16 protein-coding genes are annotated in these 20,128 nt (G+C 69.1%); 6 read left to right on the top strand and 10 right to left on the bottom strand.

Annotated elements, in window-relative coordinates:
• Positions 1-3: 3 nt before the first annotated feature.
• From hisD to P5F91_RS21880, 3 genes are all read right to left on the bottom strand, one after another.
• Positions 4-1,296 (bottom strand): histidinol dehydrogenase, encoded by a 1,293-nt coding sequence (gene hisD, locus P5F91_RS21890; protein WP_277908260.1) that lies wholly within the window; start codon positions 1,294-1,296, stop codon positions 4-6.
• Positions 1,286-2,044 (bottom strand): ATP phosphoribosyltransferase, encoded by a 759-nt coding sequence (gene hisG / locus P5F91_RS21885; RefSeq protein ID WP_277908259.1) that lies wholly within the window; start codon positions 2,042-2,044, stop codon positions 1,286-1,288. Before hisG ends, hisD begins: the two co-directional genes overlap by 11 nt.
• A 155-nt stretch (positions 2,045-2,199) precedes the next feature.
• Positions 2,200-2,481 (bottom strand): cysteine rich repeat-containing protein, encoded by a 282-nt coding sequence (locus P5F91_RS21880; protein ID WP_277908258.1) that lies wholly within the window; start codon positions 2,479-2,481, stop codon positions 2,200-2,202.
• A gap of 179 nt (positions 2,482-2,660) precedes the next feature.
• Here P5F91_RS21880 and P5F91_RS21875 point away from each other — a divergent pair, with 179 nt between their 5' ends.
• Genes P5F91_RS21875 through P5F91_RS21860 form a run of 4 tightly spaced genes read left to right on the top strand, consistent with a single transcriptional unit; the run spans position 2,661 to position 5,080 of the window.
• Complete coding sequence (locus P5F91_RS21875) at positions 2,661-3,533, top strand: sterol desaturase family protein (protein WP_277908257.1); 873 nt, start codon at positions 2,661-2,663, stop codon at positions 3,531-3,533.
• Positions 3,530-4,144, top strand: a complete 615-nt coding sequence (locus P5F91_RS21870) for a sigma-70 family RNA polymerase sigma factor (protein ID WP_277908256.1) — start codon at positions 3,530-3,532, stop codon at positions 4,142-4,144. Before P5F91_RS21875 ends, P5F91_RS21870 begins: the two co-directional genes overlap by 4 nt.
• A complete protein-coding gene (locus tag P5F91_RS21865; RefSeq protein WP_277908255.1) occupies positions 4,141-4,575 on the top strand; it encodes a hypothetical protein in 435 nt (144 codons plus the stop codon). Before P5F91_RS21870 ends, P5F91_RS21865 begins: the two co-directional genes overlap by 4 nt.
• Before the next feature lie 46 nt (positions 4,576-4,621).
• Positions 4,622-5,080, top strand: coding sequence for a periplasmic heavy metal sensor (locus P5F91_RS21860; RefSeq protein WP_277908254.1), 459 nt, complete (start codon positions 4,622-4,624; stop codon positions 5,078-5,080).
• Positions 5,081-5,088: 8 nt separating this feature from the next.
• On the opposite strand, the gene P5F91_RS21855 is transcribed toward P5F91_RS21860, so the two are convergent.
• Positions 5,089-5,796, bottom strand: a complete 708-nt coding sequence (locus P5F91_RS21855; RefSeq protein ID WP_277908253.1) for a LysE family translocator — start codon at positions 5,794-5,796, stop codon at positions 5,089-5,091.
• Between the two features lie 482 nt (positions 5,797-6,278).
• Positions 6,279-7,760, bottom strand: coding sequence for a catalase (locus P5F91_RS21850; RefSeq protein ID WP_277908252.1), 1,482 nt, complete (start codon positions 7,758-7,760; stop codon positions 6,279-6,281).
• Positions 7,761-7,916: 156 nt separating this feature from the next.
• Here P5F91_RS21850 and P5F91_RS21845 point away from each other — a divergent pair, with 156 nt between their 5' ends.
• Positions 7,917-8,804, top strand: a complete 888-nt coding sequence (locus tag P5F91_RS21845; protein ID WP_145608725.1) for a hydrogen peroxide-inducible genes activator — start codon at positions 7,917-7,919, stop codon at positions 8,802-8,804.
• 15 nt (positions 8,805-8,819) lie between these two features.
• Here the strand turns inward: P5F91_RS21845 and P5F91_RS21840 are convergent, their stop codons facing one another.
• The 4 genes from P5F91_RS21840 to P5F91_RS21825 form a co-directional block, all read right to left on the bottom strand.
• Positions 8,820-12,083 (bottom strand): DUF3857 domain-containing protein, encoded by a 3,264-nt coding sequence (locus P5F91_RS21840; RefSeq protein WP_277908251.1) that lies wholly within the window; start codon positions 12,081-12,083, stop codon positions 8,820-8,822.
• 129 nt (positions 12,084-12,212) lie between these two features.
• Positions 12,213-14,750: a DUF3141 domain-containing protein gene (locus P5F91_RS21835; RefSeq protein ID WP_277908250.1), complete on the bottom strand. Its 2,538-nt coding sequence runs from the start codon at positions 14,748-14,750 to the stop codon at positions 12,213-12,215.
• A 287-nt stretch (positions 14,751-15,037) separates the two neighbouring features.
• On the bottom strand, positions 15,038-15,451 hold the full coding sequence (locus P5F91_RS21830; protein WP_145608727.1) for a hypothetical protein: 414 nt from the start codon (positions 15,449-15,451) through the stop codon (positions 15,038-15,040).
• Positions 15,452-15,608: 157 nt separating this feature from the next.
• Positions 15,609-17,309, bottom strand: a complete 1,701-nt coding sequence (locus tag P5F91_RS21825; RefSeq protein ID WP_277908249.1) for a methyl-accepting chemotaxis protein — start codon at positions 17,307-17,309, stop codon at positions 15,609-15,611.
• A 469-nt stretch (positions 17,310-17,778) separates the two neighbouring features.
• Here P5F91_RS21825 and P5F91_RS21820 point away from each other — a divergent pair, with 469 nt between their 5' ends.
• Positions 17,779-18,735 carry a hypothetical protein gene (locus P5F91_RS21820; RefSeq protein ID WP_145608729.1) on the top strand — a complete coding sequence of 319 codons (957 nt, stop codon included), beginning with the start codon at positions 17,779-17,781 and terminating at the stop codon, positions 18,733-18,735.
• 6 nt (positions 18,736-18,741) lie between these two features.
• Here P5F91_RS21820 and P5F91_RS21815 read toward each other — a convergent pair whose 3' ends face one another.
• Positions 18,742-20,109, bottom strand: a complete 1,368-nt coding sequence (locus P5F91_RS21815) for a DUF3667 domain-containing protein (RefSeq protein WP_277908248.1) — start codon at positions 20,107-20,109, stop codon at positions 18,742-18,744.
• Positions 20,110-20,128 lie beyond the last annotated feature (19 nt).

Here is a 20,128-nt window from a genome sequence, read left to right as displayed (position 1 = left end):
CCCTCAGCGGCCCAGCCGGACGCGAACCGACAGCGCGTGCGCGCCCAGCCCCTCCGCATCGGCCAGAATGGCGGCCTGCGGACCCAGCCGGCCCAGGCTGGCGGCGTCGCAGCCCACCAGGGTGGTCCGCTTCATGAAGTCCAGCACATTGAGGCCGGAGGAGAAGCGGGCGCTGCGGGCCGTGGGCAGCACGTGGTTGGGCCCCGCGATGTAGTCGCCGATGGCCTCGGGCGTGTAGCGGCCCAGGAAGATGGCGCCGGCGTGGTTGACCTTGGCCGCCAGCGCGTCCGGATCGGCCACCGCCAGTTCCAGATGCTCCGGCGCCAGGCGATCGACCAGGGCCACCGCCTCGTCCAGGTCGCGCACCAGGACGGTGGCGCCGTTGTTGCGCCAGCTGGCCCCGGCGATGACGGCGCGCGGCAAGGTCTTCAGGTGGGTGTCCACCGCCGTGCGCACCGCCTGGATGAAGGCGGCGTCATCGCTGATCAGGATGGACTGGGCGCTGCTGTCATGCTCGGCTTGGGACAACAGGTCGGCCGCGATCCAGCTGGGGTCGTTGGCACCATCGGCCACCACCAGGATTTCCGAGGGGCCGGCGATCATGTCGATGCCCACGGTGCCGAACACTTGGCGCTTGGCGGCGGCGACATAGGCGTTGCCGGGCCCCACGATCTTATCCACCGGGCGGATGGTGGCGGTGCCATAGGCCAGCGCCGCCACCGCCTGGGCGCCACCCACGCGGTAGATCTCATCCACGCCGGCGATGCGGGCGGCCGCCAGCACCAGGGGGGACAGCGCCCCTTCCGGCGTCGGCACCACCATCGCCAGCCGGTTCACCCCCGCGACCTTGGCCGGGATGGCGTTCATGAGGACGGAGCTGGGGTAGGAGGCGAGGCCACCGGGCACATACAGACCCACGGCCGACAGCGGTGTCCAGCGGGCGCCCAGGCGCACGCCCGCCTCGTCCACATAATCGTAGGTGTCGGGCGTCTGGCGGCGGTGGAAGGCCTCGATACGGCCGGCGGCGACCTTCAGCGCCTCGATCACCTCGGGGTCGCAGGCGGCCACGGCGGCCTCGATCTCACACTCCGCGATGCGCAGCCGGTCGGGTGTCAGGTCCAGCTGGTCCCAGCGGCTGGTGTATTTGATCAGCGCCTCATCCCCGTGCAGGCGCACGTCGCGCAGCACCTCGGCCACGGCGTCGGCCACGTCGCTCTGGGATTCCCGCTTGGCATGCAGCAGCCGGTCGAAGTCCGCCTCGAAGCCGGCATCGGTGGTGCGCAGTTCACGCGGCATGGGTGACAACCTCCGTGAAACGGTTGATCCAGTCCTGGATCTCCGGATGGCGGGTCTTGAAAGCGGCGCGATTGACGATAAGGCGCGAGGTCACGTCGGCAATATGCTCGATCTCCACCAGGCCGTTGGCCTTCAGGGTGGCGCCGCTGGACACCAGGTCGACGATGCGCTGGCACAGGCCCAGGCTGGGCGCCAGTTCCATGGCGCCGTTCAGCTTGATGCATTCCGCCTGCACGCCGCGGCGGGCGAAGTGGCGGCGGGTGACCTCGGGATACTTGGTGGCCACGCGCACGTGGCTCCAGCGCGACGGATCGTCGCCCTGCGCCTCGGCCACCGGCTCGGCCACGGCCAGGCGGCAATGGCCGATGCCCAGGTCCAGGGGCGCATAGATTTCGGGATAGTCGAATTCCATCAGCACATCGTTGCCGCACACGCCCATCTGGGCGGCGCCGAAGGCGACGAAGGTGGCGACGTCGAAGCTGCGCACGCGGATGATCTCCACATGCGGCAGGTTGGTGGCGAAGCGCAGCGCCCGGCTTTTGGGATCGTCGAACGCGGCCTCGGGCCGCAGGCCCACGGCCTCCAGCAGCGGCCGCACCTCATCCAGGATGCGGCCCTTGGGCAGGGCCAGGGTCAGCCGCTCCGGCGCGCCGGACGCGGCGGCGCTATGCGCGTGCCCGGATGTCGAAACCGGGGCGGTGGCGGCCGGGGACAACGGGGCGGATGGTGGCGGCGCGGCGGCAGGCATGGAAACGCGGGCTCCGAAGGACGAACCCCATTCCGGGTCCGGAGGGCCGCAGAATAGCAGATCGTCCGCCCCCGCCAACGCCTTGGGTTGGAGGGCAGCCCTGTCTGTTTGCACAGGGCGGGGCTGCCCGCGGACCCGTCCTTGTTGGCCCGGCCTTACTGGTTCTGGGGCGCCTGGCCCTTGGCCGGCAGGGTGGCCAGCGCCGCCTTGCAGTCAGGCGACAGCTTGTCCTCGTGCGCCCTCAGGCAGGCGAGGATGCGGCCGCCGCCGGGCTGTTCGTCTTTGCACAGAGCCTGGCGGTCGGGCTGGCAGGCTTTCATGGCGGCGCGCGCGGCGGGGTGGGCCGGCTGACCATCCTGGGACTGGGCGAGGGCCGCCACGGGTGCCAGGACCAACGACAGGGCGAGGGAAGTGCCAACAAGCGTCTTGGACATCATATGGGGTATCCGTGTTGAAGGGGACAGGGACGGCCATTTCCGCCGCCTGGCCCTGGTACGCCGCGGCCCCCGCCAACTATTCGATCCCGTTTTTCAAAAATCCTGCGACCCCGCCCGAACACGGGAAGGCTCGGCCTGCGTATCAGCGCCAAATCCACCGTTTCCTGCGAGGTTCGGCCATGGCCATCCTGGGTGGCGCCAGCGTCCTTCCCCTGAAGTTCTACCCCGTTGTCGCGGCCGCCGTGGCGGCGGAGGTGGCGTGGTACGCCGCGCGGCGGCGGCCCTATCCCTGGTCGGAAACGGCAACCTCGGTGGCCGTCCTGCTGATGCGCATACCCATGAAGCTGGCGCTGGCCGGTGTCGTGGCGCCGGTGGCCTGGTATGCCTGGACCCACCGCATCGCCACCGTGCCGCTGGACCGCTGGTGGGGTCTGGCCCTGCTGTTTGCGGGAGAGGAGTTCTGCTACTACTGGGGCCATCGCCTGGGTCATGAGGTGCGCTGGGTCTGGGCATCGCACAGCGTCCACCATTCTCCCACCGCCTTGCATCTGGCCAGCGCCTTTCGGCTGGGGGTGACGGAAGTGCTGTCCGGCGGCTGGCTGGTCTACGTTCCCCTGTATTTCCTGGGCTTCAACCCGGTGGCGGTGGCGGGGATGCTGGCGCTGAACCTGTTCTATCAGTTCTGGCTGCATACCGAGGCGGTGGGCACCGTGGGCCCGCTGGAATGGGTGCTGAACACCCCCGCCCACCACCGGGTGCACCATGCCAGCAACCCGGAATACCTGGATCGCAACTACGGCGGCGTGGTCATCGTCTGGGACCGGCTGTTTGGCACCTTCGCCCAGGCGTTGCCCGATGTGCCGTTGACCTACGGCCTGGCCCATGTCGCCCCCAGCGGCAATCCGCTGGTGGTGTGCCTGCGCGAATGGAGGGCCATGGCCCGTGACGTAGCCCGGGCGCGGGGGGTGGGCGCCCGCCTGCGCCAGCTGTTTGGCCGCCCCGGCGACAGCCTGAGCGCGCGGGTCACGTCCTTGCGACAGGACATCCCGTGACGGGCCAGCAGCCCTGGGGCCGCCTGCCCGCCCCCGACGGGGACGATGGGGCGGACGACGACACCCTGATGGCCCGGGTCGCCCAGGGGGACGAGCGGGCGCTGCGCCAGGTGGGCCAGCGCCATTATGCAGCCACCTGGCGGCTGGCCAAGCGCCTGCTGACCTCGGAGGCGGAGGCCGACGACGTGGCGCAAGAGGTGCTGGTGCGGGTGTGGAACCATGCGGCACGCTGGACGCCTGGTCGCGCCCAGCTGTCCACCTGGCTTTACACCGTCACCTATCGGCTATGCCTCGACCGCCTGCGCGGCCGCCGGCACGCCCCGCTGGAGGCGGCGATGGACGTGGCCGACCCCAGCGACGGCGCCGCCGAGACAATGGAACGCCGATCGGAGCAACGGCGGGTACGCGATGCCCTGGCCAGCCTGCCGGGAAAGCAGCGCGCGGCCCTGGTGCTGTTCTATTACCAGGAAATGCCGGGGCCCCAGGCGTCGGCCGTGCTGGGCCTGAACCTGCGGGCCTACTGGTCGCTGCTGTACCGTGCCCGGGGCGCGCTGGAACGGGCGCTGACCAAGGGCAGCAGGGAGCCTTTTGGAAGGAAGGGTGAGCCATGACCATTGAGGAATTCGCCCGGTTGCTGGCGGCCCACGGGCCGGACATCGACCACTGGCCGCCGGAGACCCGGCGCACCGCCCGGCGCCTGCGTGCCCAGGACGCGGACGCGCACGACCTGTGGGAAGCCGCCTTGCGTCGCTGGGCCCCCCTTGCCGGCGACGGCCTGGAAGAAGATGCGCCGGGCGCGGCCCGCGTCCAGGCCGGCATCGACGCCAGCCTGCGCCGCATCCGCCAGCGGCAGGGTCCGGCCCCGTCGACCCCATGGCTGTCCTGGCGGCCGGCCGGCGCCGTCTTCGCCACCATGGCGGTGGCCGGCTGGCTGGCCGGCACCTGGCTGACACCGCCGGCCGAGGCGGCGGCGCCAGCCACGGCCTCGCTGGCCACCCTGTTCACCCTGGCGGGTGTGGGCGGTGACTGGCTGGTGCAGTAGCGCCCCCGTTCCCGTCCGCCCAATTCTTCACCGAAGGTTTGCCCCCATGCGCTCACCGGTTCTGCGCTTCGTCTTCCTCCTGTCCCTGGCCCTGAACCTGTTCCTGTTGGCCTTCCTGGGCGCCCAGCAATGGCGCCAGCGGGCGGCCCTGGGCGCCCTGCCCCCGGTGCTGGCCCACTCCGCCGCCGGAAACGCGCTGGCCACCCTGGTGGGGCAGTTGGCGGAACAGCTGCCGGCGGGGGATCGCAGCCTGCTGCGCAGCGCCATCGTCAGCCACATGGCGCAGTTGGAGGCGGCGCAGGGCCGCTTCACCGCCGCCATGGATCAGGTGCGGGCGGAAATCGACCGCACGCCGCTGGACCCAGACGCCCTGCGCGCCGCCATGGCCAACGCCCGCGAACAGCGCCAACCCATCGGCCCGGTGTTGGAGGACATCATGATGGAGGTGCTGCCCAAGATGTCGCCCGAGGGCAGGCATGTCCTGGCCCGATACCGCGGACGCTGACGCGCCTCTCACGGCAGGACCGCCCGGTGCAGCTCCACCGCCGCGAAGGCCAGGAAGGCCAGGCCGGCGGTGATGTCCAGCGCCCGCGCCACGCGCGGCGCCATCATGCCTCGCAAGGCCGCCACCCCCGCCACCAGCACCACCCACCACAGCAGGGAACCCGCCGCCACGCCCGCCACCGTGGTGGCGATGCGCAGGCGCGCCACCTCCGCGCCGGAAAGGGCCGAGAGGGGGACGAAGGCGGTCAGCATGGCGGCAAAGACGATGATGGTGGGCGGATTGGTCAGCGTCAGCAGGAAGGAGGAGGCCCAGGCGCGCGGCAGGGACAGCGTCGAGAGGGCGGCCGGCCGGCTATTGCCCTCTAGCGTTTCAGGGCCGGCGGGCTTCCGCCGCAGGGCGGCATAGGCCAGCCAGCCCAGGAACAGCCCCGCCAGCAGGTGCAGCGGCCGGCCATGGTCGGTGACGAAGGCCGAGACCTCCGTCAAGCCCAAGGCGGCGACACCGGCGTAGACGCCGTCGCCGGTGGCGATGCCGGCCCCGGTGGCCAGGCCCAGGCGCCAGCCGCCGGCCAGCGTCCGCCGCATGCACAGGAAGGCCATGGGGCCCACCGGCGCCGCCACGCCCAGGCCCAGCAGCATGGCCTTCAGGAAGACGCCGGCGAAAGCGGCCGGCAGGAACAGGTTGGGCGCGATGGTGATCAGCGTGTCCAAGTCCATGAGAACCATCCCAATTTTAAAAGGTCGTTCCCGCGCTGCACCGGCATTGCCAGGGTGGTGACGCCACCGCCCCGCAAGGGATGGGACGGCGGCATCGGCGGGATTGGGGCACAACAAAAAGCCCCGCGGGCAGCTGCTCGCGGGGCCTGTTATCGGGTGTGTCGGGGACGGTGCTTAGCCGTTGCCCCCAAAACCCCGTGTCATAAACAGACAAAGCCCCGCCCCAAGCGGCACAGCGGTTTGCTGGCTGAATTGGGTGACGAGGCGCATCGGAATATGACCCTTTGTTGTGATGGGCTGGAGGCTAAGCCGCCGGGCCGCCCGGCCACAACCTGAAAGTGCGCGATTGCTGAAGAAAAATGTGACCGGGTGGCTTTTCGGGCACACCCGGTCACCAGGTTCCCTGGTGCCAAGGCCAGTTCCCGGTGGGGGATCACGGGGAAGGGCCGGTTTGGGGACGGGCTCCAGGGTGGGATGGGGTGTCAGGGGATGGCCGTCTCCGGCCGGTCGGCGCCCTCGCCCTGGGCCAGGGCCCGGCGCACACCCGCTGCGTAGTCGGCATGGACCAGGGCGAAGTGGCCCAGCTGGCGCTCCACGATGGCCTGCGGCACGCCCTGCATGGCGGCAGCGATGTTGGCGAACAGCCGCTCTCTCTGGCCCTGGTCCATCAGGGTGAACAGGGCACGCGGCTGGCTGTAGTCGTCATTGCCCGCGCGATGGTCGTGGCGACCGACCTCGCCCGACAGGCGCAGCGGCGGTTCGGCCACGCCGGGGTCCTGGGTCGGGCCGCCCAGGCTGTTGGGCTCGTAATAGGCGTCCGGGTTGCCGGTGTCGTTGCGGAAGAAGCGCATGGCCCCGTCCTTATGATAGTGGTGCACCGGGCACTTGGGCTGGTTCACCGGCAGCGCCTCGTAATGCGTGCCCAGGCGATAGCGGTGGGCGTCGGCGTAGGAGAAGATACGGGCCTGCAGCATCTTGTCGGGGCTGTGGCCGATGCCAGGGACGACGTTGGACGGGCTGAACGCCGCCTGCTCGATCTCCGCGAAGTAGTTGTCGGGGTTGCGGTTCAGCTCCACCACGCCCACGTCGATCAGCGGATAGTCGGCGTGCGGCCACACCTTGGTCAGGTCGAAGGGGTTGTAGGGCGTCTTGTCGGCGTCGGCCTCGGGCATCACCTGGACCTGCAGGGTCCAGCGCGGGAAGTCGCCCGCCTCGATACTGCCGAACAGGTCTTCCTGGTAGCTTTCGCGCGACCGCCCCACCACCTGGGCGGCCTCGTCATTGGTCAGGTGCTTGTGGCCCTGCTGGGTCTTGAAGTGGAACTTCACCCAGAAGCGTTCGCCCTGGTCGTTCCAGAAGCTGTAGGTGTGGCTGCCGTAGCCGTTCATGAAGCGCGGGCTGGGCGGCAAGCCGCGGTCCGACATCAGGATGGTGACCTGGTGCAGGCTTTCCGGCGACAGGGACCAGAAGTCCCACATGGCGGTGGGGCTGCGCAGGTTGGTGCGGGGGTGGCGCTTCTGCGTGTGGATGAAGTCCGGGAACTTCAGCGGGTCGCGGATGAAGAAGACGGGGGTGTTGTTGCCGACCACATCCCAGTTGCCTTCCTCGGTATAGAACTTGACGGCGAAGCCGCGCACGTCCCGCTCGGCATCCGCGGCCCCCAGTTCGCCGGCAACGGTGGAGAAACGGATCAGCAGATCGGTCTTCTTGCCCACCGCCCCGAACACCTTGGCGCGGGTGTAGCGGGTGATGTCGTGGGTCACGGTCAGGGTGCCGAACGCGCCCCAGCCCTTGGCATGCACCACACGCTCCGGAATGCGCTCGCGGTTCTGGTGCGCCAGCTTTTCCATCAGTTGATAGTCTTGCATCAGGACAGGGCCGCGCGGGCCGGCGGTCAGGCTGTTCTGGTTGTCGGCGATGGGGGCGCCCGCGGTGGTGGTCATGCGGGGTGGCTGGCTGGTCATGACTATCGTCCCTCGTCGTCTTCTGATGGGCTTGGGCGCCTTGGCGCCCGACGAGGAAAAGCTACGCCGGCCGGCGTTCATGCGTAAAATCGATTGTTCGTATCGTGACGATAGACCATCTATATCGTCGGCGTGTTTTCAGGAGTTCGCCCGCCCGTGAACCTGCGCGATCTGCGATACCTTCTGGCCGTGGCCCAGCACCGGCATTTCGGCCGGGCCGCCGCCGCCTGCAACGTCAGCCAGCCCACCCTCAGCAGCCAAGTGGCCAAGCTGGAGGCGCGGCTGGGCGCGCCTTTGTTCGAGCGCACCAACAAATGGGTGGCGCCCACGCCGCTGGGGGAGGAGGTGCTGGTCCACGCCGCCCGGGCGGTGGCGGAGGCGGACGCCATCGTGGCCCTGGCCGGCGCGCGCGACCCGCTGGCCGGGCCGTTGACCCTGGGCGTCATCCCCACCCTGGGGCCCTATCTCATGCCCCGGGTGTTCGCCCCCTTGCGCCGGCGCTGCCCCGCCCTGACCCTGGAATTGTGGGAAGACACCACCGACGCGGTGGTGGAGCGCCTGCGCCGCCGCCAATTGGACGCCGCGCTGATCGCCACGCCCGCGGCGGGCGATGACCTGGTGGAGCGCCCTCTGTTCCACGAGGATTTCCTGGCGGCACTGCCGCCCGACCATGCCCTGGCGGAGGGCGACGGGCCGGTGGACGAGGCGGCGCTGGCGCCCGACCTGTTGGTGCTGGCCGATGGCCATTGCCTGCGGGACCAGGCCCTGGCCGCCTGCGCGCGGCCCGACCCCGGCGGCTGGTCCCTGCGCGCCACCAGCCTGGAGACCCTGCTGAACATGGTGGCGGCCGGTTACGGCACCACCCTGGTGCCGGCGCTGGCGGCCGAGGTCCACGCCGGACGGCGCGACGTGGTCTTCCGTCCCCTGGCCGGCACGGGGACCGGCCGCCGGATCCGCCTGGTAAGCCGCCCCACCTTTACCCGCCAGCCGGCGCTGGACGCGCTGGCGGACCTGGTGACGAGGGTGCCCCCCAAGGCGGTGTGAGCCCAGCAACCAGCCTTATGGTGTGACGCCATATTCCTTGAACGTCTCATCGACCCGGGAATCGGCAGCCCGGGCGGCGGCGAGGTCGGCCTGCCCTTCCGCTGCCATGCCCTTGCGCAGCTTCGCCAGGCCCCGGCCATAGAGACTGGAACCGCTGGCGGGGCGGTCCTTCAGCGCCGCGTCGTATTGGGCGATCGCCTCGTCATAGCGTCCCAGACGCAGCAGGACGAAGGCCCGGCTGTCTTGGATGGGGGTGGCGGTGGGCAACAGCCTCAAGGCCTCGTCACAGTCAGCCAGGGCGGTTTCCAGCGCGAAGCCCGCCGTTGCCTGCACCCAGCAAAGCTCATTCAACCCCGATGCCTTGTCGGCCACTTTCTCGCGGACCTTGGCGAAGTCCTCGCGCGCCTGCTGGTCACGATGGGTCTGGGCATAAAAGCGCCCGCGCGCGTACAGGACGTTTTCCTCGCCCTTGCTGCCAGCTTGGCTCAGGGCCTGGGTGAACGCCGCCTCGGCCGCGGCGTTGTCGCCCAGCCGCGCCTCTGCCGCCCCCAGGGAGGCGAGATACTCACTCTGGTTCGGCGCCAACGCCACGGCGGCTGTCAGGTCAGCGACCTTGCCCTTCTGGTCGGACGACGATCGCGCACGGGCGCGCTGGGCATAGACGGAGGCGGTGGGCTTCAGCGCCAGGGCGTGATCGTAGGCAGCCACCGCTTCATCCTTCCGGCCTAGGATTTCCAGGGCTACCCCCTTCAGGGCATAGGCTTGAGCGTCGTTGGGCCGCGCGGCGATGGCCGCGTCACCCTCCGCCGCCATGGCATCCGTGTCGCCTCGCTGACGCAAGACGTTGGCCCGTACCTCATAGGCATCCAGGCGGTTGGGATCTAGCCGCTTCAACTCGGTGGCGTCCGTGAAGGCTTGGTCAAATTTATGCAGCCGATAGTAGGCCAACATGCGCTGTCCCATGGCGGCAAGATCGAGCGGCCAAACTTGCAGGGTCCGCGAGGCGAAGAGGACCACGTCGTCATTGCGCCCCTGGTCCAGGGCCAACTGGCCGATGCCAACCATCGCCTGCTCACAGGCGGGATCAAGGGCTAATGCCTTGTCAAAGTCCGCCTGGGCTGCCTTGGCATCACCTGTTTCCATGCGGACATACCCGCGCATGCCGTAGGCTGGCGCCCAGTCTGGTTTCAAGGCGACGGCCTTCTCCGCATCCGCCAGAGCGCCCGCCTTATCACCCCGGCGGAAGAGGACGCCGGCACGATTCACCAATCCCTCGGGCGTAGGGGGCGCCTTTTCCAGGAACGCCGCTTGCTCCTTCTCCGTGGGACGGTAGTTCAGGGGAGAGATCAGGAAGACGGTCTCTTCCGACAGGGCGCGGATCTGCGCGGCGGCGGCTTCGACTTCCACCGCGGAAGCCATGTATTCCGGCTTCAGGGCACGGGTGCTGACATCCAGTGTCAGGACGTTGCGCTCCACCTTCAAATCGCGGTGGAACGCCATTTCCATTATCGTCTTGTCCACGTTACCGCCTTGAACCGTGGCGCCTAAGGCGTCCGGCGGCAGGATGATGGTCTCGCGCGTCTGTTCAAAAAAGGGATAGGCGACAGCGAAGGGGGCATCCTGGTGCGGGCCCGGTTGCCGCTTGGCGTCCGCCTTCCAGCCCAGTTCCCCTTCCTGCAGTTGCAGGGCCACGGCGGTGGTGGCCCCCAGGCGCTTCCATTCCAGCGTCTGTTCCCCATCCATCAGCAGTGTCTGCCGCCCCGTGGCCACGTCGAAATCGGCGCTGACCGTCTGCGGTCGCAGGTTGGGATAACGCTTAGTCCAGAAGTTCCGCAGCGTCCGTTCACGCGCGTCGGCCGTCAGGTTGTCCAGGCCCTGCTTGACCTGCAGGGCGCCGTCACCGGTCAACAGCTGTTCACCGTGGACGCGGGCAGGCACGCTGATCCCGGCGGACGCGTCGATGGCAAGCGTCGTCAACGCCGATGGCTCATCCGGGGCGGGCGGCACCACGGGCACCAGGGCCGCCCCTTGGGGCAGCAACGGCAGGGCCCAATGGAAATAGGGCACGGGCAGCCGATCCAGATCCCGGCCGGCATCGCCCGACCGGGTGCCATCCAGCCAATAGTCACGGCCGTCGATGTGGGCCCGCACCAGCACGTGGTCGAACAGGCCCGGCATGGGCAGGCGGGCATCCAAGCCGTCACCGCCTGTCGAGCTGACCAGGGCGGGTTCAGCCAGGATGTCCAGGGCGTGCAGTAGGGCCAGCAGCAGCGCTGTCTTGCCCTTGCAGTCACCAAAGCGGCGCGTCCAGGTCAGATCGGCCACCGCCGGCACCAGGGCCCCGTTGTTCATACCCAGGAACAGGTAACGCACCTGATCCTCCACCAGGGCCAGCGCCAGGCCGGCGCGCACCTTGGGCTCGGCCGACGCGGCTCGGATGCGTGCCACCTCCGCGTTAAGGGGCGAGTCCGGCGCCAGCACCGCCGCCTTGGCGTACAGCGCTTCCATCTGGGTGGAGAGTTCGGCCCAGGAGGCATAGGTGCTGAATTCCAGTTGGCGGAAATTGAAGTAGCGGGCGGGCGCGCCCTCTGGCCCGTGCAATTCCGCCACCTCCTTCATGTCCAGGCTCAGTTCGCCCGGAGCTGTCCTGGGCTTGTCCAGTCCATCGGTGACGCGCCAGCGCAAGGGCTGAGACCGGGGCCAGTTGGCCCGGACATGGACACGGGCGACTGGTTCTTTCCAAACCTCGGTGAACAGTACTCCCGCCTGACCTTGCAGGACGGGGTCGTTCCGCGTCAGTGTATAGGCGGCTTCCAGCACATCGCCCACCTGCAAGCCCGGGGGCTGCAGGGTGACGGTCAGGGTGCCGTCCAGGGCCGCCGCTTCCAGATTGCGTTCCCGCCGCAGGATAGTGAACGGTTGGGACGACGCCAACAGGTCGATGACCTGGTCACCCCGGCGGATCTGGTATTGATGCAGGGTGAGGACTTCGGTATCGGGGTTCCAACTCAATTGCAGGGAGCCCATGGCCCCCAGCCCCTGCGGTGTCTGCGCCCGCAACACGTCGTGACGGTAAAGCGAAAGGCCGCCAGCCGCCTGGTTCATCTGCCAGTCGGTCAGCAGCACCTGGATCGCGGCCGAGGTGCTGCCCCCCGCCAGGGCCACGGGGGCGGTGACCAGCTTCACCCAGGACTCCGGCGGGGCCACGACGGGCTTATCCGCCGCCAAGGCGTAATTGAAGCCGCCGCCCAGGCACCAGGCCAGGACCGCACCCGCCAAACACCCACGCATATCCATCCCCCACGCCAACCAACCCGGCCAACACCACCGGCCCCGGGACAGCATTCTAGACGGGAGGGCGGATCAGACCAATGGCATTTGCCCGCAGGACGTGTGAATGCGCGATCCTTACCGCCGGGGCGCCTTGGCGCGGCGGGGGGTCGGGGCGCGCTGGGGCACGGTCACCGGGGCCGTGGCCACGGGGCCGGGCTTGGGTTCGGCCGCCACCTCCACCGGCGGGCTGGTGGTGGGTTCTTCAGTGATGACGGAGGTCTCGGCGGGCGGGGGCTCCGTCGGCGTGGGGGCCGCCTTGGCCCGGCGCACCTTGGCGGCGGTGGGTTTGGACCGGGGCGGCGTCGGCGCGCTGGGCTCCGCCGCGGCGGCGGGGGCAGCCGCCGCCGGTGCCTGGTCCAGCACCGGGTTGGGCAGGCTGGTGTCGGGCGCCGGCGCGGTGGCGGCGGGAGAGGCCTTGCCCGGGGCCCTGGGCGCCCTGGCGGCCAGGTCCTGGAATAGGGCCACCATGCTGTCCAGCCGTTCCTGGCCCTTGGTGTCCAGCGGCCCGGCGGCGCCGGCCACCATCACCAGATCTTCCGAGACGCGGGTGATTTCCTCCACCGTGGCGCCAGCCAGTAGGTCGGGCAGGGTCTCCAGTGCCGCGGCCGGGTCCAGCAGCAGCATCAGGAACTGGTCGCGCACCAGCCGCTTGAACTCCGCCAGTTCCAGGCCCCGGCCGTGGGTGTCGCGCAAAGCCCGCAGGGCGTTGAAGCCCCGGGCGTCGGCCATGCGCTCCGCCAGCGCCACATGCAGCAGGGCGCGCATGCCGGCCTCGCGCAGGCCGCCCACATGCAGGCGCCGGCGCAACTCCGCCCCCTGTTCCGCCAGGAAGCGGCGGTGTTCCGGGGTCTCGCCGGGATGGCTCCGGGGCGGGGCGTCGTCGGCGTTCAGGCCGAACAGCGCCTGGGTCAGCGGGTGCCCGTAGATGCCCATGAACAGTGCCTCCGCCGTCGCGTCGCGGCGGTCGCGGTAGACGTCCAGCGCCGTTTCCATCTGGTGGGCCAGGCGCTGTTCCAGGTTGCGCCAGATGTTCTCCGACCCCACCGGGCGACGGTCGCGCCGGGCAGCGGCGGCCAGCTCCGGCACGCCGTTCAGCCAGGGGTTGGTGTCGGAGAACAGTTCATAGCTGAGGCGCAAGGGGTGGAGGCCGCGCAGGATTTCCGCCGTCGTCTCCCCCACCAGCTGGCGCACCCAGGGCTGCACCAGGTCGCGGTACAGACCCAGCGTTACGCGCGAGAGACGGGACACGGTGGCGAAGCGGCGTTCGTCATCCGGCAGGGGTTCGACGTGGGCCGCCACGTCATTGATGCTGCGGGCGGCGAAGCGCAGGACGTTGGGGTCGCCCTCCTGCCCAGACTGGCCGGAGGGGGCGGCCTCGGCCGGCAGGATCTGCGCCTCGTACAGGCCGGGGGGCAGCACGTCGATGAAGTCGATGTTGGACGCGAACTCGCGATGCTCCTTCCGCGCCACGGCGGCGGAGACGAAGATGCCCAGGTGGCCGACGCTTTCATGCACGGCGTAGACGATGGTCTGGCCGTGGCAGCGGATGTCGTCCACGCTTTCATACAGGTCGCAAATCCAGCCCAGCGCCTGCGGCGGCGGAGAGATGTTGTCACCCTTGGAGCAGAAGACGATGATGGGGGAGCGGATGGCCCGCAGGTCCACGCGCACGCCGTCCTTGGTGACGATGTCGGCGGTGGCCAGGCGATTGCCCACGAACAGCTTGTCGACGATGTACTGGATTTCCTCGCCGTTCAGCAGAACGTGGCCGTTCCACCACTTCTCGAAGCCCAGGTAGCGCGGCGCCTCGGTGTCGACCTTGTCCCATAGGGCGTACTGCTTGCCCACCAGGGTGTTGGCGGGGTTCAGGTTCTCGAAATTCTGCACCAGCCAGGCGCCGTCGAACAGGCCGGCGCCCAGGTCGCTGGCGAAGGCCGTCAACCAGCTGCCGCCCAGCAGGCCGCCGCTGTAGCGCATGGGGTCCTGCCCGCGATGGCCGGCCCAAAAGGAAAGCGGCGTGCCGGCGATGATGATGGGGCCGAACAGGTCGGGGCGGATGGCCGCCGTCATCATCAGCTGCCAGCCGGCCTGGCAGTTGCCGATGACCACCGGCTTGCCCTCGGCCTCCGGATGCAGCGCGATGACCTTTTCCAGGCAGGCGGCCTCGGCCGCGATCACGTCCTCCACCGTCTGGCCCGGCACCGGGCGCGGCAGGAAGCCGATGAAATAGCAGGGATGGCCGGCGGCCAGGGCCACGCCGATCTCGCTGTCCGACTTGAAACCGCCGATGCCGGGGCCGTGGCCGGCGCGGGGATCGACGATGACGAAGGGGCGCTTCTTCAGGTCCAGCTCGACGCCCGCCGGCGGAATGATGCGCTGCAGCGAATAATTCACCGGCCGGGGCAAGGTGGCGCCATCCAGCACCGTCTCGCTTTCGAAGCTGAGCACCGTGGGCGCCGTCTGGGCCATGTGTTCATGGTACTGGGCGCCGCGCTGCCGCAGCACGTCCATGACCAGGGCGGTGCGCTGGAAGGCATCGACCGTGTAGGCCAGCCCATCCTGCCACAGGCGGAAAGGCCAATGATTACTGGGGTCAAGGAAGCCCTCGGGCATCTCAAACGGGCCCTTTGGGTCAAACGGGCCCTTAGGGCCGGTCGCGTCGGTAAAGGCCATCAGCTTTCCCTCTTCAGTCGGTCCCCCGCGCCGCTTGCCCCCGGCGCCAGGGATAACCCCGCGAGGCCACAGTATAACCAAGCGCTCTCGCAGCCGCGAAGAAGGTTTTGCGTCGCACAAAGGGAATAGGCCGCCGGGGGGTCTGGACCGGCGGCCTACCCAGGGCGGGGGCCAACCTCACGCCGCACCGGCCGAAGCGGTACCCCGCCCGCAACAGGGGCGGAAAGTCAGAAGCTGAGGCAGCGGCTGCCCTCTTGGCCGGCGGCGCGCTCCAGCACCAGGGCCAATTCCGCCGCCACGGTGCGGGCCTGCCGCCAGGAGGCGCAGGGGATGCGGTAGCGCCAGGGCACCGGCTCCCCCGCCCACAGGACCACCTGGGCCAGCGCCTCGGGCCGGGCGATGTCGGCCGGCCGGATGGGCTGCACCGCCACCTCGGCCAGGGGGAAATCGCCGGCACGGCGGGGATCACTGATCCACACCCGGCCTGCGGCCAGGTCGACGCACACGGAACCGCCGGCCGGCAGGTGGGCCGGCGTGGCGAAGAACCAGTCGGCCGCGCGCGGCGACGGCGGCGTCTGGTCCGCCGTGGCGATGTCGGGGGTATGGGTGATGAGGTCGATCAGGGTGGTGAAGCCCAACATGGCGGCGTGTCCGGCAGGGGTCGTCCAGGCCCCCATTGAGCCGCCATCAGGCCATTAAAATTCCATAGCAGAAGGCGCCGCCGTTCATTAAAGCCCCGAAAAGGAACGGCCCGGCATCCTGCGATCCCGGGCCGCTGGAGCAGGCGTCACAGCAGGATCAGGCCGCCTTCACCCCGATGATGAAGCGCGACACCTCGGCGCTCAGATCCTCCGCCTGATGCGATACGTCGCGGGCGGAGTCCTGCAGCTGGCCGGCAGCGGCGCCGGTGGCCACCGCCGCCTGGTGCACACCGGTGATGTTGCGTGACACGTCCTCGGTGCCCTTGGCGGCCTCGTTCACGCTGCGGGCGATTTCCGAAGTGGTGGCCGACTGCTCCTCGATGGCGGAGGCGATGGCCATGGCGATGTCCGACATCTCGTTGATGGTGCGGCTGACGCTCTCGATGGCGGCCACGGCCTGGGTGGTCAGGCCCTGGATCTCGCCGATCTGGCTTTCGATGTCGCCGGTGGCCTTGGCGGTCTGGTTGGCCAGGCTTTTCACCTCGCTGGCTACTACGGCGAAGCCCTTGCCCGCCTCGCCCGCCCGCGCCGCCTCGATGGTGGCGTTCAGCGCCAGCAGGTTGGTCTGCCCGGCGATGGCGCTGATCAGCTGCACGATCTCGCCGATGCGCTGGGCGCTGTCGGCCAGGCGCCGGGCGGTGCCGCTGGTGTCGTTCGCCTCCTGGATGGCTTTGGTGGCGATGGTGCGCGACTTTTCCACCTGGCTGCTGATCTCCTGCACCGTCGCCACCATCTCATCCGTGGCGGAGGCCACGGTCTGGACGTTGGCGGAGGCCTGCTGGGCGGCGGCGGCCACGGCACTGGACTGAGTGTTTGTCTGCTCCGCCGTGCTGGCCATGCTCTCGGCCGTGGCCTGCATTTCCGTCGCGGCACCGGCCAGGGCGTCCACCAACTGGGCCACCTTGGCCTCGAAGCCCTGGACCAGGCCTTCCAGCGCCACGGCGCGGCGCTCCTTGGCCTGACGCTCCAGCTCCTGCGCCTGGGCCAGGTCGCGGGCCTTGACCATGCCGTCGCGAAACACCTCCAGCGCGCGGGCCAGCGTGCCCACCTCGTCCCCCCGGTCCGTGTCGGTGACTGTGACCCCCAGGTTGCCGGCCGCCATGGTCTCGACCACGCCGGTGGTGCGGGCGATGGGACGGACGACGCCCGAGACGATGACTACCGTGGCGCCGCCGCACAGCAGGGCGGTGACGGCGATGGCCACCCAGGTCATCCACACGGCATTGTCGGACAGGGCCTGGCCCGCGTCGGCCGCCTTCTTGCCCTCTTTCCCGTTGAAGTCGTTGTCCGCGATGATGGCATCGCGCGCCGCCTGGTATTGTTTCAGGCCCTCGCCCAGGTAGAGCGGCAACGCCTGCGCCACCTCGCCCTTGGTCACCATGTCCTGGACCCGCGCGGCGATGGCCCTGTACTGCACCCAATTGGCGTCGAATTCCTTCATCAGCCGCTCGTCATCCGTGCCGGCGGTTATCAGCGGCTGATAATCGGCGCGCGCCTTTTCCACGGCGGCGGTCGCGCCGGCGTACTGCTTGACCGTGGCCTGTATCAGCGTCGCGTCGTTGGCGCTGGCGGCGATGATCACCCGCCCCTCAACCACGCGGGCGTCGGCCACCGCCACGCCCAGACGGCCCAGCAACGCCGTCGATGGCAGCCAGTTGTCGCGCATGTCGGCGGCGGTGCCGCTTACCGCTTCCGTGCGGCTGAGGCCGAACAGCCCCAGGCCCAGCGTCGCCAGGAAGACCACCAGGAACGCCGTCAGGACCTTCAGGCGGATGGAGAGGTTGCGCCAGGCTGTCATGATAAGGGGTCCTTTCCTGGATGCGGCTTGCTATGGACGGCCAATGGCGATCCGATGAGATGACGCCCCCTTGATCCCCCTCCCCCAATTAAAGAGGGATTAACAGACACTTGTCGAAATCTGCTGCAAAAATCATATTAATTCATTGATTATTATAGAAATTTTTCTCAATGCTTTAGCTGTACTGTGGGATAGCCGGAGGGTGCGTGCGTAAATGTCGCACCCCCACAAGACGGCGGCACGCGATGACGCCAAGTTTACCCGGGCGACCTAATGCTCAAGCCTTAACGACTGGTTAGGACTGGCGGCGTAGTCTTCAATCCCTTGGGCAACCCTGGCCCCCGGGATCAGGGGTCCCTCAGGAAAAAAGCCGCCGATAAGGTCGGCCGTACCAAGGCCCAGAAGGGCCCGCCACCACCAAGCGACAACGGCCCTTTGGCAGAAGGGGCCGAAGGGATGTGTTTGCGCCATGATGCCCGCCCCGCGGTTCAGCCAGCGGCAGCCCGTCTTGCGGCTGACCCTCGCCTTCCTGATCCTAGCCTTCCTGACCCCCGCCTGCTGGGCCGTGTCCGCCCTGGCCGCCAGCGATGATCCCGTCGATACCGGCGGCCTGGCCATGCCTGGCGCCTCCGTCCCGGCACCGCTGGTGGTGCACGCCCTGAACCAAGGCACAGCCCCCGCCTACGTGCTGAAGGTGCTGAAGCTGGCCCTGGACAAGAGCGGCCGGCCCTATGTGCTGAAGGTCGACAACCACGCCCTGCCCACTGCGCAGGTGCTGCGCCTGCTGGAGCAGCCGGACAACGGCACGGTGGATGTCTATTGGCTGCCCACCGCGCCGGCGCTGGAGGCGCACTTCCAGCCGGTGCGGGTGCCGCTGGATCGGGGCCTGATGGGCTATCGCCTGCTGGCGGTGAATGAGGCGACGCAGGCCAAGATCAATGCCGGCACGCCCCTGTCGCCGGGGCAACTGTCGCTGGCGCAGGGGCAAGGCTGGCCCGAAGCCCATCTGCTGCGCGCCGCCGGCCAGACGGTGCATGAGACGGCGGGCAACCTGTACAACGAGGTCGCCACCGGCGGTGCCGACGCCGTGCCGCGCAGCAGCCTGGACATCGACCAGGAGGTGGAGCGGGCGCGTGAGGCCGGCGTGCCGGTGACGGTGGCCCGCGACGTCGCGCTCTTCTACCGCGACTTCTATCTCTACTTCTTCGTGGCCAAGCATGACGACCGGCTGGCCGACATGCTGCAGGACGGGCTGTATCAGGCCTACGCCGACGGGTCCTTCATGGCGCTGTTCCGCAACGACCCGCAGATCCGCGCCGCCATGGCCTACACCCGCCAGGGCCGCCGTGTGCTGGCCCTGGCCAACCCCGACGCCACCACACCCACCCGCGCCATCGCCGCCAGCCTGACCGAAAGCCTGGAGTAGGCGCCCTTACTCCACCAGCCCCATGGAGACGATGAAGACCAGGTAGAAGGTCAGCGCCAGCAGGGCCACCCACAGCAGCACCATGGTGCGCCACAAGGCGCCGAAGGTACCGAGGCGGTAGGCCCCCTTCAGATGGGCGTACATGTGGACGGGCGGGGCGAAGCACATGAGGCTGCCGATGGCGGCCGCCCCCAGCCCGGCGCGGGAGCCGAGAGCGGCCACCGCCGTCAGCACGGCCATGAAGGACAGGGAGTGCAGCGCGAAGACCACGTGGTCGTAGAGGTAGATGCCGCGCTTGAACAGGAACATCAGCCAGATGAAAGGCACGGATAGCGGGACCAGCAGGAAGGACAGCTTGGAGGCCGATTCCTTCATCTTGTAGAGCGTCAGCTCGGGGTTGCGCAGGGCGTGGCGGATGTGTTCCTCCAGCTTCGGCATGCCGAGGTCGACGTCGAACATCTCCTTGGAATCGGCCAGGCGCTTGGCCGCCCGCGCCCAGGACGGCTCATCACCCGTGGCCGGCTCCTCGTCCGTGGCGCCGAACAGCTTGGCCACCTGTTGCTGGCGATGCTCTTCCTTGGTGGGTTTATGGGGCTGGGCCTGGGGCTCGGCTGAAGATGCCGCCGCATCAGGGGCGGCCGTAGGCGGCGCCACACCGTCCGCAGGAACCGCGGCGGGAGCCGGGGCGCCGCCGGGCACCGCCTGGCCAGCCTTGTCCGTTGCCTTAAGGCTGGCGGCCGCCGCCACGTCGAAGGCCTTCAGCACGGCCTCCGCCACCTTCAGTTCCTGCTGGCGCTTGTCCCGGCGGGCGGTGGCCTTGTCGACGTTGCCGCCGTCCTGCCGCGCCTCGGCCAGGTCGTTTTCCGCGTCCTGCAGTTCCGCCTTCGCGTCGTTCACCGCCGATTCCAGCTCGACCCGGCCGTCGGCCATGGATCCGTGGTCCAGGTTCTTCAACGCGTTGCCGTTGATCACCTTGTTGGGGGTATCGATGAAGGACAGGGAGAAGAACATGAGGAAGACGCAGAACAGGAACAGCGCCAGGGGCGAGACATAGCGCACGCGGTGGCCGTGAACATAGTTGCGCGTCAGCTTGCCCGGCCGGAACGCCAGCATGGGAAAGGTGCGCCAGACCTTGCTGTCGAAATGCAGGATGCCGTGGAAGAACTCTTCCGCGATGTGCAGCATGGACCGGTGGACGTGCCCCGGCTGTCCGCAGGCATGGCAATAGGCGCCGGCCAGATGCGCACCGCAGTTGGCGCAACGGTGGTGCCCGTCCTCATGGCTGACGGCCGTGTGGTGCCGTTCGCCCTCGATGGCCCTGGCCACCAGGCTGGCTTCCGCCAGGCCACCGGCCGCGTCGATCTCCCCGCTCATCCCCGCCCCCCAAGGCATC

This window comes from Nitrospirillum amazonense (assembly GCF_029594735.1).
Lineage (GTDB): Bacteria > Pseudomonadota > Alphaproteobacteria > Azospirillales > Azospirillaceae > Nitrospirillum > Nitrospirillum amazonense.
The sequence above is the reverse complement of the archived record's forward strand: the minus strand, read 5'-3'. Positions and strand labels throughout refer to the sequence as shown.

Bases quoted from the DNA above. Each gene is read 5' to 3' on its own strand.
- hisD (WP_277908260.1), bottom strand. From the start codon at position 1,296: ATGCCGCGTGAACTGCGCACCACCGATGCCGGCTTCGAGGCGGACTTC.
- hisG (WP_277908259.1), bottom strand. From the start codon at position 2,044: ATGCCTGCCGCCGCGCCGCCACCATCCGCCCCGTTGTCCCCGGCCGCC.
- P5F91_RS21880 (WP_277908258.1), bottom strand. From the start codon at position 2,481: ATGATGTCCAAGACGCTTGTTGGCACTTCCCTCGCCCTGTCGTTGGTC.
- P5F91_RS21875 (WP_277908257.1), top strand. From the start codon at position 2,661: ATGGCCATCCTGGGTGGCGCCAGCGTCCTTCCCCTGAAGTTCTACCCC.
- P5F91_RS21865 (WP_277908255.1), top strand. From the start codon at position 4,141: ATGACCATTGAGGAATTCGCCCGGTTGCTGGCGGCCCACGGGCCGGAC.
- P5F91_RS21860 (WP_277908254.1), top strand. From the start codon at position 4,622: ATGCGCTCACCGGTTCTGCGCTTCGTCTTCCTCCTGTCCCTGGCCCTG.
- P5F91_RS21855 (WP_277908253.1), bottom strand. From the start codon at position 5,796: ATGGACTTGGACACGCTGATCACCATCGCGCCCAACCTGTTCCTGCCG.
- P5F91_RS21850 (WP_277908252.1), bottom strand. From the start codon at position 7,760: ATGACCAGCCAGCCACCCCGCATGACCACCACCGCGGGCGCCCCCATC.
- P5F91_RS21835 (WP_277908250.1), bottom strand. From the start codon at position 14,750: ATGCCCGAGGGCTTCCTTGACCCCAGTAATCATTGGCCTTTCCGCCTG.
- P5F91_RS21830 (WP_145608727.1), bottom strand. From the start codon at position 15,451: ATGTTGGGCTTCACCACCCTGATCGACCTCATCACCCATACCCCCGAC.
- P5F91_RS21825 (WP_277908249.1), bottom strand. From the start codon at position 17,309: ATGACAGCCTGGCGCAACCTCTCCATCCGCCTGAAGGTCCTGACGGCG.
- P5F91_RS21820 (WP_145608729.1), top strand. From the start codon at position 17,779: ATGATGCCCGCCCCGCGGTTCAGCCAGCGGCAGCCCGTCTTGCGGCTG.
- P5F91_RS21815 (WP_277908248.1), bottom strand. From the start codon at position 20,109: ATGAGCGGGGAGATCGACGCGGCCGGTGGCCTGGCGGAAGCCAGCCTG.